Source organism: Nocardia sp. CC201C (assembly GCF_030010695.1).
Taxonomy (GTDB): Bacteria; Actinomycetota; Actinomycetes; order Mycobacteriales; family Mycobacteriaceae; genus Nocardia; species Nocardia otitidiscaviarum.
In genome coordinates this window covers 1-15,367 of sequence record NZ_JASCXP010000009.1, presented here as the reverse complement: position 1 = coordinate 15,367, position 15,367 = coordinate 1, and the positions used below count along the sequence as shown (strand labels likewise).

The 15,367-nt window shown below is 69.7% G+C and carries 15 protein-coding genes; 4 read left to right on the top strand and 11 right to left on the bottom strand.

What is annotated here, in order from left to right; translation table 11 throughout:
* Positions 1-42: 42 nt before the first annotated feature.
* The 3 genes from QK444_RS02170 to QK444_RS02160 form a co-directional block, all read right to left on the bottom strand.
* Positions 43-795 (bottom strand): DUF1989 domain-containing protein, encoded by a 753-nt coding sequence (locus QK444_RS02170; protein WP_282776508.1) that lies wholly within the window; start codon positions 793-795, stop codon positions 43-45.
* Between the two features lie 62 nt (positions 796-857).
* Entirely contained in the window at positions 858-1,013 is a 156-nt protein-coding gene (locus QK444_RS02165) for a hypothetical protein (RefSeq protein WP_282776506.1), read from the bottom strand.
* Positions 1,010-2,542, bottom strand: a complete 1,533-nt coding sequence (locus tag QK444_RS02160) for a sodium:solute symporter family protein (RefSeq protein ID WP_282776504.1) — start codon at positions 2,540-2,542, stop codon at positions 1,010-1,012. Before QK444_RS02160 ends, QK444_RS02165 begins: the two co-directional genes overlap by 4 nt.
* A gap of 258 nt (positions 2,543-2,800) precedes the next feature.
* Here QK444_RS02160 and QK444_RS02155 point away from each other — a divergent pair, with 258 nt between their 5' ends.
* Positions 2,801-3,457 (top strand): TetR/AcrR family transcriptional regulator, encoded by a 657-nt coding sequence (locus QK444_RS02155; RefSeq protein ID WP_029930169.1) that lies wholly within the window; start codon positions 2,801-2,803, stop codon positions 3,455-3,457.
* A gap of 1 nt (position 3,458) precedes the next feature.
* Here QK444_RS02155 and QK444_RS02150 read toward each other — a convergent pair whose 3' ends face one another.
* The gene (locus QK444_RS02150; protein ID WP_282776533.1) at positions 3,459-5,204 is read right to left on the bottom strand and encodes a TerD family protein; all 1,746 of its coding nucleotides are present in this window, start codon (positions 5,202-5,204) and stop codon (positions 3,459-3,461) included.
* Positions 5,205-5,455: 251 nt separating this feature from the next.
* Here QK444_RS02150 and QK444_RS02145 point away from each other — a divergent pair, with 251 nt between their 5' ends.
* Positions 5,456-7,078, top strand: a complete 1,623-nt coding sequence (locus tag QK444_RS02145; RefSeq protein WP_282776502.1) for a DHA2 family efflux MFS transporter permease subunit — start codon at positions 5,456-5,458, stop codon at positions 7,076-7,078.
* Here QK444_RS02145 and QK444_RS02140 read toward each other — a convergent pair.
* From QK444_RS02140 to QK444_RS02110, 7 genes are all read right to left on the bottom strand, one after another.
* Positions 7,068-7,463, bottom strand: a complete 396-nt coding sequence (locus tag QK444_RS02140) for an NUDIX domain-containing protein (protein ID WP_282776501.1) — start codon at positions 7,461-7,463, stop codon at positions 7,068-7,070. The genes QK444_RS02145 and QK444_RS02140 overlap by 11 nt on opposite strands.
* A gap of 28 nt (positions 7,464-7,491) precedes the next feature.
* Positions 7,492-8,025: a hypothetical protein gene (locus QK444_RS02135; RefSeq protein ID WP_282776500.1), complete on the bottom strand. Its 534-nt coding sequence runs from the start codon at positions 8,023-8,025 to the stop codon at positions 7,492-7,494.
* A 248-nt stretch (positions 8,026-8,273) separates the two neighbouring features.
* The gene (locus QK444_RS02130; RefSeq protein WP_282776498.1) at positions 8,274-9,071 is read right to left on the bottom strand and encodes a family 1 encapsulin nanocompartment shell protein; all 798 of its coding nucleotides are present in this window, start codon (positions 9,069-9,071) and stop codon (positions 8,274-8,276) included.
* A 3-nt stretch (positions 9,072-9,074) separates the two neighbouring features.
* Positions 9,075-10,079 (bottom strand): Dyp-type peroxidase, encoded by a 1,005-nt coding sequence (locus QK444_RS02125; RefSeq protein WP_282776495.1) that lies wholly within the window; start codon positions 10,077-10,079, stop codon positions 9,075-9,077.
* 95 nt (positions 10,080-10,174) lie between these two features.
* Positions 10,175-10,501, bottom strand: a complete 327-nt coding sequence (locus QK444_RS02120) for a cupin domain-containing protein (RefSeq protein ID WP_282776493.1) — start codon at positions 10,499-10,501, stop codon at positions 10,175-10,177.
* A 117-nt stretch (positions 10,502-10,618) separates the two neighbouring features.
* Positions 10,619-11,107, bottom strand: coding sequence for a dihydrofolate reductase (locus QK444_RS02115; protein ID WP_282776531.1), 489 nt, complete (start codon positions 11,105-11,107; stop codon positions 10,619-10,621).
* A 14-nt stretch (positions 11,108-11,121) separates the two neighbouring features.
* Positions 11,122-11,925, bottom strand: a complete 804-nt coding sequence (locus QK444_RS02110) for a thymidylate synthase (RefSeq protein WP_282776529.1) — start codon at positions 11,923-11,925, stop codon at positions 11,122-11,124.
* 62 nt (positions 11,926-11,987) lie between these two features.
* Here QK444_RS02110 and cobF point away from each other — a divergent pair, with 62 nt between their 5' ends.
* Both cobF and QK444_RS02100 read left to right on the top strand, forming a co-directional pair.
* Positions 11,988-12,749: a precorrin-6A synthase (deacetylating) gene (gene cobF / locus QK444_RS02105; protein ID WP_282776492.1), complete on the top strand. Its 762-nt coding sequence runs from the start codon at positions 11,988-11,990 to the stop codon at positions 12,747-12,749.
* A gap of 71 nt (positions 12,750-12,820) precedes the next feature.
* The coding region (locus tag QK444_RS02100) for an ATP-binding protein (RefSeq protein WP_282776490.1) at positions 12,821-15,367 on the top strand (2,547 nt) is incomplete at its 3' end.

The following is a 15,367-nucleotide window of genomic DNA, read 5'->3' as shown; positions in this document are numbered from 1 at the left end:
GGCGCTGTGTGGCCGCGCCGAGTCGGCTGCTCACCCGGCCGCTCATGCGATCGCCTCCAGTGGATGTGCGGCGCGCCAAGCGGTTTCGGTGTTCTCCACCGCGCGCCGGTATTCCGGGTCGGGGTTGTGGACCCGGGGCAGATCGTCGGGGGCCGACCAGGCGACGACATCCAGGTCGGTGACCGGGGTGTCGTCCAGCGGATGCGCGGCGGCGGCGATCAACAGCGTCACCGGCAGATGGATGAGCAGGTCGACGGCCGCGCCCGCGCCCGCGCCGCCGGTGGCGGTCAACGCGCCGTCCGCTGCCACGCGCACGCCCCGGAAGAACGACACCGTCGGGCCGAGATCGCGCGGGGACAGGCCGTGTTTGGCCGCCGCCAGGCGAAGTTGCTGCCGTGCCGCGTCATTCGGTCCGCACAGGGTGTCGTGGTGGCCGGAGCTGTCGGACACGACGGTCGCCAGCACCCGGCCCTGGTCCGACAGCAGGGGATGCCCGGCACCCAGGTACGCCTGCCACGGCACCTTCACCGTATCCGCGACATTCAGCCGCTCCCACGGTGATTCGGCGCGCAGCAGGAACAGGTGGGCACAGGCCGCGCCCGCCGGATCGGCCAGTCGCAGGCGGGTGCCCCGGCCGAGCACCGCCGTGGCGTATCCGCCCGGTGGAATACGCGCGGCGAAGGTGACTGTCCTGCCGTCGATTCCTTCCGGCAGGTCGGGTCCAGCGGTGGCCGCGCTCGCCGCCTGTGATCGGGCGTGTGCCCGTGCCTCGGTGGTGGATGCGGTGCCTGTCATATCGGTTCCCTTCGCGAGTCGGGATGGCTGCCCACCCCGGATGACAGCCGGGGTGGGCGGAATCAGTTGGTGGGTCTGGGATGTCGCCGCTCCGACGGCGGTGTGCCCGATGCCCGGTGGACCGCCCACACGAGTAGCCGCTCCAGCAGCGCGGTGATGATGACGGCGAGGGCGGGGCGGCCCGGCTGGGCGCCGTCCGGCGTGCTCACGCGCCTCATATCGTCGGCACCGTGGCGGGCTGCGCGGCCGCGTCCGCCGGGACCGGCGGCGAGTCGGCCGATCGCGGGTCTGCCGGATGCGGTGCGGTCGCCGCGGCAACCGGTTCCCGGCGGGCCGGGAAGACCGCCAGGGCCACCAGGAAGGTCACCAGCGCCGCCAGGAAGGCGATGAAGGTCGGCCAGCCGTCGAAACTCGCGGTGATGAGGTCATTGTCGATATGCCACAGCGTGTTCTCCGCGCCGTACACGGTCGGGGTGAGCACGAACAGCACCAGCCGGGTGCCGAGGCCGACGATGATGGACGCGGCCGCCGCCGCGCTGCTCACCCGATCGGTGATGTGCGCCGCCACGAACGGCACGATCAGACCGGCCAGCATGAGATCGAAGGCGAGCGTCAGCAGAATGCCGGTCTGCGGCACCTGCACCGCGAACAGCACCGCCACCGCGACCACCGGGATCATGGTGAAGCGCACATGCCGCAGCAGGGTGTCGTGTCCGGCCGCGTCGGTGGCCCGGCGTCGACCGGCCACATTGCGGGTGGCCACCGAGGCGGTGCCGAGGATCGCCCCGTTCGCCGTCGAACAGGAGGCCGCGACAATGGCCGACAGCACCAGGATGGCGAGTCCGGCCGGAGCCTGGTCGGCCAGCAGGCGCAGCAGGATCGGCCCGTCGCCGTCGCCGACCACGCCCGAGATGGACAGGGCCACAATGGCGTACGGCACGCCGACGACGGCGGTGCCCGCGGCGGCGACGAAGCAGGCCCGCCGGGCGATCCGCGGCGACCGCGCCGAGAAGATGCGCTGCATGAAGTCGATGGCGACGATATCGCCGATGCCCAGCGAGATCAGGGTCGCCCAGTTGATCGGCGCGCCTTCGGAGGTGTTCGTCAGCTGGCCGAAGTCGAAGGGGCCCATGCCCTCCGGAATGGTGATGCCCATGGTGGAGCCGACCCAGATGAGCAGGGCCAGCGAGCCGATGATGGTGATCAGCATCTGCGCCAGCGCGGTGTAGGCGTCGCTGAACATGCCGCCGACCACGGTGTAGGACAGCACGATGGTCACGATGAGCAGCACGCCCGCGGTGTAGGGGATGCCGAGGAACCGCTCGAAGATGTAGCCGCCGGCCACCAGGTTGCCCGCCAGCAGAATGCAGAAGCTGAAGATCATCAGCAGCGACGAGGTCAGCTCGATGCCGCGGCCGTACTTGATGCGGAAGAAGTCGGGCAGGGTGAGCAGGCCCATGCGGTTCATCGGCGCGGCGAAGAAGATGCCGGTGATGAGCAGGCACAGGCCCAGGCCCAGTGGCAGCGAGGCCCCGGCCCAGAAGCCCAGGGAACTGGTGAGGTCGGTATTGCCCAGGGTCGCATTGGAATCGACGGCCTGGCCCATCAGGCCGGCCGCCACCAGAGGCAGCGCCAGGGAGCGTCCGGCGACCAGGAAGTTGGTGCTGTCGCCGTCCACCTTGCGGGCCACGAACAGGCCGATGGCGATGACGGCGACCACGCTGATCGCGATACCGGTGACGATCATGCTCGGCCCCCTCCGGTGGACGGGGCGCAGGACGGATGGGGTGGCTCTGGGAACGATCGGGCGGCCATCGGCGGGTCCTTCATCGAGGCGAATACCTATCGACTGAGAGTTTTCGCCGTGCGATGGCATCGGCGGTGACGGCGGTGTATCCGTCTCGTGGCCGCCGGTAACTTCTGCGTTGCGTGTATTTCTATCGAATGACAGAAACCTCTCACCTGGTGAAATGGGCTACGAGTCCGGATAGGACAGAATGAGGCCGTGACCAATATCGGACCCGGGCGTCCCCGCCTCGAGCCCCGCCGCCGACAGGGCACGACGCCGCGCGCCGAGATCCTCGACGCCGCCGCCGAGCTGTTCACCGCCAACGGCTACGGCAGCACCTCCACCCGGGGCATCGCCGACGCGGTCGGGATCAGGCAGGCGTCGCTGTACCACCACTTCGCCGCCAAGGACGACATCCTCGACGCTCTGCTGGCCGAAACCATCACGGCGGCATTGGAACTCGCGGAGCGGCTGGCGCGGCGGCCGGAGCCCGCAGTGGTGCGCCTGTACGCGCTGGCCTGGTTCGACGTGCGGCAGCTGTGCGCGGCCCGATGGAATCTCGGGGCGCTGTACCTGCTGCCGGAACTACGCTCGCCTCGGTTCGCGGCCTTCCGGGAGCGCCGCGATGAGCTGCGCCGCCACTACGAGGCACTGGCCGCGCGCGTGGTGTCGGAATCGGGCGACGCCGCACCCGGCAGCGAACTGCTGCCCTTCCGACTCGTCGAATCGGTGATCAATATCCGCTCCGACGAAGGAGCGTCACCCGCCTACGCCGAGCGGTTGATCCCCGACGCCATCCTGCACCTGCTGGGCTGGCACGGCGACGCGGACGAGATCCGCGCCGCCGCCATCGACCTGGTCGAGCAGCCCTGACTCAGGACTTGCCCTTGGAGGTGCCCCACTTGAGCTCCCAGCGGTACGCCTGATCCACCGCCAGCTTGCCCCAGTACTTGCGGCCCTGCGGCGGGCGGACGAAGACGCCCTCGCGGCGAACCACCAACTCGCCGTTGATGTTCTCGATCAGGGCGAGCACCATTTCGCGGGAATCGTCCACGCAGCCGTCCACCGTCATCTCGATCGGCGGGGAGCCCACCGGGTAGAGGGTGGCGGTGGCGTGCACGCCGCGGAAGTCGTTCGCGCCCTCGTACAGCGAGGCGAAGACCAGGATGCGGCGGAACTGGGCGGTGTGGTCGAGATTGATGGACAGGTTCTCGCCACCGGCGCTGGCGCCGCTGCGGTCGTCCTGATCCAGCTCGATGAACGGGGCGCGGTGCAGATTGCCCATGGTGTCGAGCGGGCTGATGCAGCCCTTGGAGCCGTCGGTGAGCTCCCAGAAGCAGCACAGATCCAGATCCAGGCCGCCGCTGCCGCCGCGACGGCGGCCGAACAGGCCGGTCGGGGCGTTCGGGACGGTCCAGTTCAGATTCACCCGCATCACACCGGAATTCGCGCCCTGCTTGGTCAGCGAGACCGCCGGGGCCTCCTTGGTCAACGAGATCTTGCCCAGGTTGACCGACGGCGTGGGCGCGGACTGACCCGGGGCTGGTGCCGACGGCGGTTGGTGCTGGCCGGGATTCGGCGGCGGGTACTGGCCGGGCGGGGCCGGATAGCCCTGCGGGCCTGTCTGCTGCTGGCCCGGGGGTGTCGGGTAGCCCTGTGGGCCGGTGTGGTGTTGGCCGGGCGGTGCGGGGTAGCCCTGCGGGCCGGTGTGATGTTGGCCGGGCGGTGCGGGGTAGCCCTGCGGGCCGGACTGATGCTGCCCCGGCATGGGGTAGCCGGGCTGGCCGGGCGGCGGATAGCCGGGGGCCTGGCCGGGCGGTCCGTGCGGGTCGGAGGGGTAGCCCGGTGGCGGCGGCGACGGGTACTGCTGGCCGTGGCCGGGCGGCGGGGGGTACTGCTGGCCCGGCGGTACCGGCTGCTGGCCCGGCGGCGGGTAGCCCGGAGCGGCGGCGGGCGTAAACGGCTGGGGCGGTGGGGTGTTGAACTGGGGCGGCTGCGGAGGAAGTCCGGACTGGGATGCCGGGTCCGGTTGCGGCTGTGTCGGGATCGGTGGTGGCTGCGCCGGAGTCGATTGCGGCTGCGTGGTGCCCGGTTGCGCTGGGGCATCGTCGACGGAGATCCCGAAATCCGTTGCCAGACCGGCGAGTCCGGCCGCATAACCCTGTCCGACCGCGCGGAACTTCCACGCGCCCTGGCGGCGGTACAGCTCGCCGAGGACGAAGGCGGTTTCGGAGGTGGCGTCGGTGCTGTCGAAACGGGCCACCTCCGCACCGGAATCGGCGTCCACCACCCGCACGTGCAGGCCGCGCAGCTGGGAGAAGGTGCCGCCGTCGGAGGAGGCGGCGATGACGATCTTCTCGATTTGCGGCTCCACCTGGGTCAGTCGCACCGAGAGCACATCGGTGACCTGCGTCCCCTGCTGCTTGCCCTCGTGGTTGACCGCACCCGACGGATGCTGCCGCTGGTTGTAGAACACGAAATCGGCATCGGAGCGCACCTTGCCCGATGACATCAGGAGCAGGGCCGATGCGTCGGCATCCGGTACCCCGGGACCCGACTGCCACCCCAACTCCACGCGGACCGCGGAACTCGGCACCGGAACATTGGCGCCCTTCATCATCGACACGTCTCTCAACGTATCCGATCGACGGGTGCGCTGTCCCTGGAGAAGTCGGGCGCAACCTTCCGGCACCATCCCGACCTGTCGGTGGGTGTTCTGGCAAATGTGCAGCACAACGCGTTCGGAATCGTTATCAAAGCTCTTGAATGGGACTTTTCGCCGCTACACTGGACCGGGTTCCGTCGCCGCCTGGAGTGAGTGGCGAACCATCAGCACGACTACACGACTTGCCCGACCCTGGGGAGCGACGAATGTCGGAAGTGGAGCTGGAGGCCGCGACGCCAGCGGGTGCGCGGAAATGGCTGGCGCTGGCGGTGCTGGCGCTGGGACTGTCCATGGTGGTGCTGGACGGCACCATCGTGGCGGTCTCGCTGCCGGTGATCATCGCCGATCTGCACCTGAATTTCACTCAGGCGCAATGGATCACCAGCGTCTACGCGGTGGTGCTGGCCGCGCTGCTGATCACCGGCGGACGGCTCGGTGACCGGCTCGGCCGTCGACGGCTCTTCGCCCTCGGTGTGGTGATCTTCGTGGCGGGCAGTCTGCTCGCCGCCGCCGCGACCAGCGCCGGGCCGCTCATCTGGGGACGCATCGTGCAGGGCGTCGGCGCGGCGGCGGTGCTGCCCGGCACCCTGGCCACCATGAACGCGATCTTCCGTGGGCGGGATCGGGTGATCGCGTTCGCGGTGTGGGGATCGGTCATCTCCGGAGTGGCCGCCATCGGGCCGCTGCTCGGCGGCTGGCTGACCACCGACCACACCTGGCCGTGGATCTTCCTGGTCAACATTCCGTTCGGGGCGGTGGTGCTGGTCGGGCTGCTGCTGTTCGTTCCCGAGACCCGGATGGGTAAGTCCGCGCCCGGCCTCGATGTCGACGGATTCCTGCTCAGCGCGGCGGGTTTCGCGCTCGTGGTGTTCGCCCTCATCGAAGGACAGAGCTACGGGTGGTGGCGGCCGCTGCGAGAGTTCCCGTTGCCGGGGTTCACCTGGTCGGCCGATGCGCCGGTATCGCCGGTTCCGGTGCTGCTGGCCCTGGGCGTGCTGGCGCTGGGGCTGTTCGTGCGCTGGGAGCGGCATCGCATCCTGATCGGTCGCTCGGCGCTGCTGGACCCCGCGCTGTTCCGGATTCCGAGTTTCCGGTGGGGCAATGTCGCCGCCTTCGCGGTGGCGCTGGGCGAATTCGGTCTGCTGTTCGTGCTGCCGCTGTTCATGGTGAATGTGTTGGGGCTGTCCACACTCCAGGCCGGTTATGTGCTCGCGGGCATGGCGGCCGGTGCGTTCCTGGCCGCCGGGATCGCCGAAGGACTGGTGCGTCGGTACGGGCCGGTGCGGGTGGTACAGATCGGGCTGGGGTTGGAGGCGGTCGCGGTGGCGGCGACCGCGTTGTTCGTGACGCCGGATATTTCGGCGTGGTGGCTGGCGGGCATGCTCGCCGTCTACGGCATCGGGCTCGGTATGGCGTCGGCGCAGCTCACCGGGACGGTGCTGGGGGAGGTGCCGCCGGAGAACTCCGGGCAGGGATCGGCCACCCAGAGCACGGTGCGCCAGGTCGGCTCGGCGTTCGGCACGGCCGTGGTGGGCGGTCTGCTGTCGGTGGCGCTCGGCCACGATCTGGCCGAACGGCTGGCCGCGGTGCCGAACCTGCCCGAGGAGGCCGCCGACACCATCGCCACCGCCACCCGGGAATCGGCGGGCGGTGCCATCGCGGGCGTCCGCGAACACGAAGGCGTCACCGAGGTGCTGAACGCCCTGCTCCAAGGTTTCACCGACGCCACCCGCACCACCCTGCTGGCCGCCACGATCTTCCTCCTGCTGGGCCTGGCCGCCGCCACCCTGATCCCGCACCGGCCGCCCGAGACTCCGGTCAGTCGATGAGGCCGAGGTCGCGCAGGTGGTGGAAGACCAGGAGGGAGCCGGGGGCGACGTGCGGCATGGCGGCGTATTCGGCGACCGTGAAGTAGCGGATCTCGGCGATTTCGCTGCTGGGCCGCGGATCGTCGGTGAGTTCGGCGGTGAAGCAGGTCATGTGCAGTCGGGTGCCCGGCGTGTGGCCGTACGCCTCCGCGCGGAAGACGCCGAGTTCGTTCACCGCCGTCACGCCCACACCGAGTTCCTCGCGGATCTCGCGGTGCAATGCGGCCTCCGGCGTCTCGCCCGGATCGATCTTGCCGCCCGCCATGTAGAAGACATCCTTGCCGACCGATCGGGCCTGAATGAGACGGCGATCGCGGATATGGGCCAGGGCAGCGGTGCGAATCACCCGAACCAGCTTAGGGAGTGCCGACGGCTCACTGCGTGGGCGGGGCCAACTTCCAGTGCCGGGTCAGCGCGTCGGCGATCTCGGGCAGGACGGTCACCGGAATACGCTTGTGCCGCAGCATGGTTCGGATCTCGCCGACCTGCTCGCGCTTGCGCATGTCGTAGGCGCTGGCAATGGGCCGCACCACCGGGGGAATCGACAGCAACACCAGTTCACCGTGCGGCTCCTCGCCCCCGTTGAGATCCAGTGCCAGCGCCCAGCGGCCGTGCTCGTCGAGTGCGAAACGGCCCGCCACCACCCGATCCCAGGCGATGGTCTCCGCCGACCACGGCGTCCGCCGCACGATGGCGTCCGCGCCGAGCACCACCCCGTCGCGCTTGAACAGCGCCAGCAGCAGGGCGACGGCCGCGACGGCTCCCACCGCGATACCGGTGAACACCCGGTTCAACCCGAAGGCCGCCACCGTCGCCCCGCACACCGCCAGCAGCGTCAGCGCCCCCACCGACCCGTACGTGGCCGCGCGCCCGCGCGGCACCACCCCGGCCCGCACCACCGTGGTCATAGCGCCTCCCGCATCCGTCGTTCCGCGCCACGGTACCGGGACTTCGTCGAACCCGGCTGACCGGTTTTCCGTCGCACCCCGACGCCGCAGCGCACTGGTCCCGGCCTGTCGCCGGAACGGCTCGGAAATCGGCGCGCTGCCGGGGATCGGCGGCGCACTGGCGCTCGCGGCCGCTGGTCTGGTGACACGCTCGTGACCAGCGAAATCTACGACGACGGCCCCGTACGGGGCACGACCGGTGTATCGGGTCAGGCTTCCAGTGGGACCGCGGCCTCGGCGGTGTACACCAGGAAGGTCAGGCTCTCCTGGAAGTACAGCTCGACCTGGTTGGCGTCGTGGGACAGGTAGCCGATCGAGAGGTCCTGGCCCAGTTGCAGATCGAAGTCGCCGCCGCGGGTGGTCAGGACGAAGGCCCCGTCGATGGCGGGGGCCCAGATGATCTGGCCGTCGATGAGGCGTTCGATATGGGTGCGGATCGGGTGGCCGTGGTCGGAGGTCTCGCTGACCGCCGTGTAGAGGTCGGCCGACAGCAGCACCGAGTACGGGCCGTCCACCCCGCCCAGGCGTAGCTTGCTCAGCGCCTGCGCGATCGTCTCCGGGACCAGGCGCGGGTCGCCGGGCAACTTCACCGGCTCATTGGAGGTACTGGACCGGATGCCGGTGATGGCGGCGGCCGGGTAGCCCTCGAAGATGGCGCGGTCCTCGGCGAAGGCGATCTTCTTGGCGGCGTCCTTCACCGCGTCCAGGTCGGTGTCGTTCGCACCGCGTTCCACATTGTCGAGTTCCTCGCGGGTCAGGCTGAACGGCACGCGCAGCTCCACCAGCGGGGCCACCAGCCGCTGCCGCGCCTGCACACCCTCGTCGGGCGGGTTGATGACGGTGGTGCGGCCCAGGCCGACCGCGTTGAAATCGGCCCCGTGCGGACCCGACAGATCGACCACGCGGCGACCGGCGATGTGCCGCTTGAAGGTTCGTGTCGCCTCCTCCTCGATGGCCGCCCAGGCCGCGGAGGTGATCGGCGCGAGTTCGCGATGGAGGTTGTTCATGCCTTAGCTCCTTTTCAACGTGCCGATACCGAGGGAACCGTTACCGGATATGTCAACATCGTCCGCCTCCGGAGATTCCCGCGCCGCCGGTGCGGGTGCGTCCGGCAGCTCATCGAAAAAGCTTGTGGCGGGCGCGAAGAACGCGGTACCGGTGACGGCCGTGGAGAAATCGAGAATGCGGTCGTAGGCGGCCTCGTCGCTGCCGAGGAACATGCGCTCGAGCATGGTCTCGATCACGGTCGGGTCGGCCGCGTAGGCGATGTAGTACGTGCCGAACTCTCCGGCCGCCACACTGCCGAAGGGCATATTGGCCCGGGTGATCTGACCCAGGTCGTCCTGATCGTTCACGGCGATATGGGCGTCCGCGGGTTTGTCGGCGTCGTCGAGTTCGAAGTCGTCGACCTTGGTGCGGCCGATCACCCGCTCCTGCTCGGGGACCGACAGCGCCCGCCAGGCGTCCATGTCGTGCAGGTACTTCTGCACGTACACGTAACTGCCCCCGGTGAATTCGGCGTCCTCCGGGCCGACCAGAGTGGCGGAGCGGGCCAGTTGCCCCTCGGGGTTCTCGGTGCCGTCCACGAAGCCGAGCAGGTCGCGTTGCTCGAAGTAGCGGAAGCCCTGGGTCTCGTCCACGATGGTGGCCGCCCCGGCCAGCCGTTCCCCGATCTTCATGGCGAGCTCGAAGCAGGCGTCCTGATTCTCGGCCTTGAGGTGGAACAGCAGGTCGCCGGGCGTGGCGGGGGCCTGGTGCCTGTCGCCCTCGTAGCCCGGGAATTCGTGCAGCCGAGCGGGTTTCGGCCCGGCGAAGAGGCGATCCCAGGCGGCGGACCCGATGGCGGCCACGCAGGTCAGTCCCGAGCCGGGTACCCGGAATCCGACGGACCGGCGTAATCCGGGCAGGTCTGCGAGTAGATCGCGCACCACCGCCTCGCCCCCCTCGTCGATGGTGGCGACGAGGAAGATCGCGGCGGGTGTCAGCGGGTCGAGTATCGGCTGCGGCTCACCCATGGGCTCCAGCCTAGAACCACGATCGAGTGCGGCGGTCCTCCGGTTGCCCTGTGTCTGCCGGTGAGCTGTACCGACCAGCAGGTTTGCTCCGGCGTCTACTTCGCCACAGTGAGCAGGAAGGCCACATCGTCCACGGCCTTCACGCTGTGCCGGGCGTCGGGGATGACCAGCAGGTCACCGGCCGAACCCTTCCACTCGTTGGTCCCGCTGATCAGGGTCAGGGTGCCGCTGAGCACGACCATGGTGGCCTCACCCGGATTCTCGTGCTCGGCCAGGCTCTGACCGGCCGTCAGGGCGATCACGGTCTGGCGCAGGGAGTGGGCGTGCCCCCCGTAGATCGTCTGCGAACTGCGCCCGCTCGAGGCGGTGGCGGCGATCTTCAATTGCTGGCGGGCGACCGCGGTCAGCGATTTCTTGTCCATGGACTGCCTTTCGCCGGGCTGATATCCGTGAGTATGCCCGACGGCCTCGAACCGCTCGGCTATTTCGCCGGTTCGTGTGCGGGAATTGCCGTACACGCGATATTCGCGTGATCCGTGTTACCGCGTATAGCGCCGAAAGCGATACCGCAGACCCGTGGTGGATTCGCGCCACGGTTCGGATTCGGCCGACCACTCCGGGCCGATGGCGGGGGCGTAGCAGTCGCCGGCGATATCCGCGTCCACCTCGGTGACCATCAGTTCGGTCGCCGAAGGCAGTGCGGCACGGTAGATTTCACCGCCACCCATCACCCATACCGGCTCGTCGCCGGCCAGGGCGAACGCCTGCTCCAGCGACCCGGCGCGCTCGGCACCCGTCGCCGCCCACTCCGGATCGCGGGTCACCACGATATTGCGGCGGCCCGCCAGCGGGCGGAAGCGCGCGGGCAGCGAATCCCAGGTGCGACGGCCCATGATCACCGGGTGTCCCCAGGTCACATCCTTGAAATGCGCCATATCCTCCGGAATTCGCCACGGAATGGTGTTGTCCACCCCGATGACGCCGTCCAGGGTCTGCGCCCAGATGAGCCCGACGGTCCGCACCCGCACCGCGCTGTCCGCGCTCACACCGCCACCGGGGCCTTGATGGCCGGATGATGCTGGTAGTCCAGCACTTCCACATCCTGGTAGCGGTACTCGAACAGGGTCGGGGCCTGCCGCAGCCGCAGCCGCGGGAACGGATACGGTTCCCGGCTCAACTGCTCGCGCACCTGGTCCACGTGGTTGTCGTAGATATGGCAGTCGCCGCCGGTCCAGATGAAATCACCCGGTTCCAGGTCGGCCTGCTGCGCCACCATGTGGGTGAGCAGGGCATAACTCGCGATATTGAACGGCACGCCCAGGAACAGGTCCGCGCTGCGCTGATACAGCTGGCAGGAGAGCCTGCCGTCGGCCACGTAGAACTGGAAGAAGGCGTGGCAGGGGGCCAGCGCCATGCGGTTCAGCTCCGCCACGTTCCAGGACGAGACGATGATGCGGCGCGAATCCGGATCGGTGCGCAGCGTCTCGAGCACCTGCGCGAGCTGGTCGATATGGCCGCCGTCCGGGGTCGGCCAGGAACGCCACTGCACGCCGTAGACCGGCCCCAGCTCGCCGTCGGCATCGGCCCACTCGTCCCAGATGCTGACGCCGTGCTCCTGCAACCAGCGCACATTGGAGTCGCCGCGCAAGAACCACAGCAGCTCGTAGACGATGGACTTGAGGTGCACCTTCTTCGTGGTGACCAGCGGAAAGCCGCGCGACAGGTCGTAGCGCAGCTGATGGCCGAAGATGCTGCGGGTGCCGGTGCCCGTCCGATCCGATTTCGGGGTGCCGCTGTCCAGCACCAGCCGCAGCAGGTCCTCGTACTGGGTGTCTCGGTGCTGGATGTCTCGGGGGGCGTCCACGCCTGGCAAGCCTACCCACTCCGCACCTGGCAAGCTTACGCAGTGTGCGGCAGCTCTATGTGATCGGAATCGGCGCCGGGGATCCGGACCAGGTCACCGTGCAGGCCATCAAGGCGCTGCGTCGGGTGGACGTGTTCTTCGTCATCGGCAAGGGAGCCGAGAAGCGGGAACTGGTGGATGTGCGCACCGCCATTCTCGAGGAGCACGCGCGGCGGCCGTATCGGATCGTGGAGATCCCCGACCCGCCGCGCGACCGGTCGGTGCCCGCCGCCGGTGCGGACGACGCCTACCGCGGGGTGGTGGCGGACTGGCACGAACGGCGCAGCGAACTGCTGGAGGCGGCCTTCGCCGCGACCGAGGGCGTGGGCGGCATTCTGGTCTGGGGTGACCCCTCGCTCTACGACAGCACCCTGCGCATGGTCGAACGGGTGCTCGACCGGGGGCGGGTGCGGTTCGAGTACACGGTCATCCCCGGCATCACCAGCCCGCAGGCGCTCGCCGCCGGACATCGCATGGTGCTGCACGAGATCGGCGCACCCGTGCAGATCACCACCGGTCGGCGGTTGCGCGAGGAGGGTGTGCCGTCGGATCGATCCACCCTCGTCATGCTCGACGGCGACTGCTCCTTCACGTCCGTACCGGGCGACGACGTGCACATCTGGTGGGGGGCCTACCTCGGTATGCCCGATGAGACTCTCATCGCGGGGCCGCTGCGAAAAGTGGAGCAGGAGATCGTGACCCGGCGCGCCGAGCTGCGCGCGGCCAAGGGCTGGATCATGGACATCTATCTGCTGCGCCGTAGCTGAATCATCCGCCGAGTTGCCCGGCGACGAGCTCCCGACCTGCGGGAACGGTCCGCCGGGTTAGGCTGCCGGTGGTGGGATCGGAAGGTGGTGCGGGTTCGGTGACGCTCATCGGCCGGGAGGAGTCGGCGGCGGTGCTGCGCGAGCACCTGCGCCGCACGCTGACCAGCCACGGCGGGCTGATCCTCGTCGCCGGTGAGGCCGGAATCGGCAAGACCGCGCTCATGACGCAGGTGCTCGGGGAGTTCACCGACGCGGCGCTGGTGCTGGCGGCCACCGCCTGGAGCGGGGACGGCGTGCCCGGGTACTGGCCGTGGGTGCAGATTCTGCGGCGGCTGCGGGATCGTTGTGACGCCGACGAGTGGGCCGCGGTCGTCGATTCCGCCGGAGCGGCGCTGGTCGCGCTGACGGAGGGGACGCCCGGAGCGGATGCCAGGGGGCAACCGGGTGCCAGGAGCCGTCCGGTTGCTGCCGCGCGGCCAGGGGCTGGGGGAGCCTCGGACGCTCCCAGGGCCTCGCAGGGGGGAGCGGACTCGGACGATGCGGGGGCCTCGCAGAGGGCGGGGGCCTCGGGCGTCGCGGGGGCCTCGGGCGTGGTAGGAGCCTCGGACGAGGCGGGACCTGCTGAGGGCGACGGAGTTTCAGGCGTTCCCGGATCGGGGGTTACGGAGGCTTCGGGCTCGGCGCGGACCACGCGGGCCGCTGGATTCTCGGCGGTTGCGGGATACATCGACGCTGCGGGTTTCTCGGATTCAGCGGGCTTCTCGGATGCAGTGGAGTTCCCGAATAGTGCGGGGTTATCGGATGGTGCGGGGATGTCGGACGCGGCGGGCAGGGCGGGCGTCACGGGTACTTCGGACACTGCGGTGCCCGCGGATGTCGCTGGACTTGGTGGCATGCGCTCGGGCCAAGCGGTGCAGGGGAATTGGGCGCTGTTCGAGATCGGGGATGCGATCACCGCCGCACTGGTGAGCGCGGCGCGGCAGCGTCCGGTCTTCGTGGTGATCGATGATCTGCACCATGCCGATCCGGAGTCGGTGCGGGTGCTGACCTTTCTCGCGCGCCATGCCTGGTTCGAGCGGATCGCCGTGGTTGCCGCGGTGCGCGATACCGAGCTCGCCGCCGAACAGCATCCGCTGCGTGAGGTTTTCCCGGAGGTGTGGGCGGCCGCGCAGACGGTGGAGCTGTCGGGGCTGTCGGGGGTCGAGACCGCCGCCCTGGCCGCCCGGCTGACCGGGAGCACACCGCCGCCCGAGATCGCGTGGCGCATCGCGAGCGCCAGCGGCGGCAATCCCTTTCTGGCGGAACAGGCCACGCGGCTGTGGCATGGCGGCGGGTCCATCGACACCCTGACTCCGGGCGTGCGCCAGACCCTGGACGCGCGACTGGCACCGCTCCCGGAGCGAGTGGTGGCGGCGCTCGGTGTTGCGGCGGTGGTGGGACGCGAATTCGCCGTTCCCGTGGTCGCCGCCGCGCTCGACACCACCCCGGCCGAACTGGCCGACACTCTCGCCCAGGCGGTGCGCGCACGTCTGGTCGGCCGCACCGGCGCCACCCTCGGTGGGCCGAGCGGCGACCGGTTCGTCTTCGTACACGACCTGATTCGCGAAACCCTGCTGGCGCGGCTGGACGCGGCGGACCTGCACCGGCGGCACGCCGACGTCCTCACCGCCCTGGAGCGCCTGCCCCGCGATGTAACCGGCGCGACCGCAAGCGATTTCGCCCACCACGCCTACCAGCTGACCCGATCCGGCGACCCCTCCGCTGCCGCCCGCACCCTGCACTACCTGCTCAGCGCGGCCGCCGACGCCGACACCCGCTCGGCCGCCGGGGAAGCCGCCCACCACTACCGCCGAGCCCTCACCCTGCTGCCCCCCGACAACCTCCCCCGCCGTGGCCGCCTCGGCCTCGCCCTGGCCGCCGCCGCCCACCGCGCGGGCGAACTCCCGGAAGCCCGCGCGGCATACGAAACCGTCCTCATCGAATCCCGTGCGGCACACCGCGAATCGGCTGACCGGCCCGATCCGAAACGGTTGACGGACAGGCGAGAGCTCGACACGGACCGCGAAATGGGTGGAGGTCGCGGCGGCGAGGGTACGGACGTTGAGATGGATGCGGCAGGGAGGAGCGGCGCAGCGGAGCTCGGGTACGGCGCGCGTGTGTGCGGGAGCGGTGGAGAGGGAGCGCGTACCGGTGCGGACCAAGCGGATGGTGCTCCGGCGGACGGTGGGCTGGCACCCGTGGGTGACACGCGAGAGACAACTGGCGACATGCGGCCGGAGTCGGTGTCCGCTGGGGTGGAGTCGTGTCCCGGCGGGGGTGAGTCGGCAAAAGGAGCGATGGAGTCGTGTCCCGGCGCGGGCGAGTCGGCAAATGTACGGGTGGAGGGGTGTCCTGGTGACATGGAGTCCACTCCTGATGGAGTGGAGTCGGTGCCCGGTGCAATGAATTCGGTTACCGACGCGGTGAATTCGGTGCCGAGGGTGGCGGCGGAGTTGTTCGCGCGGGCCGTGCTCGGGTTGCAGGGGCTCGGGATGACGGATCCGGAGGGGGCGGCCGCGCGGGAGGTCGAGCTCATCGACGAGGCGCATCGGAGGCTGGTGCGGGAGCGGGCGGAGGGG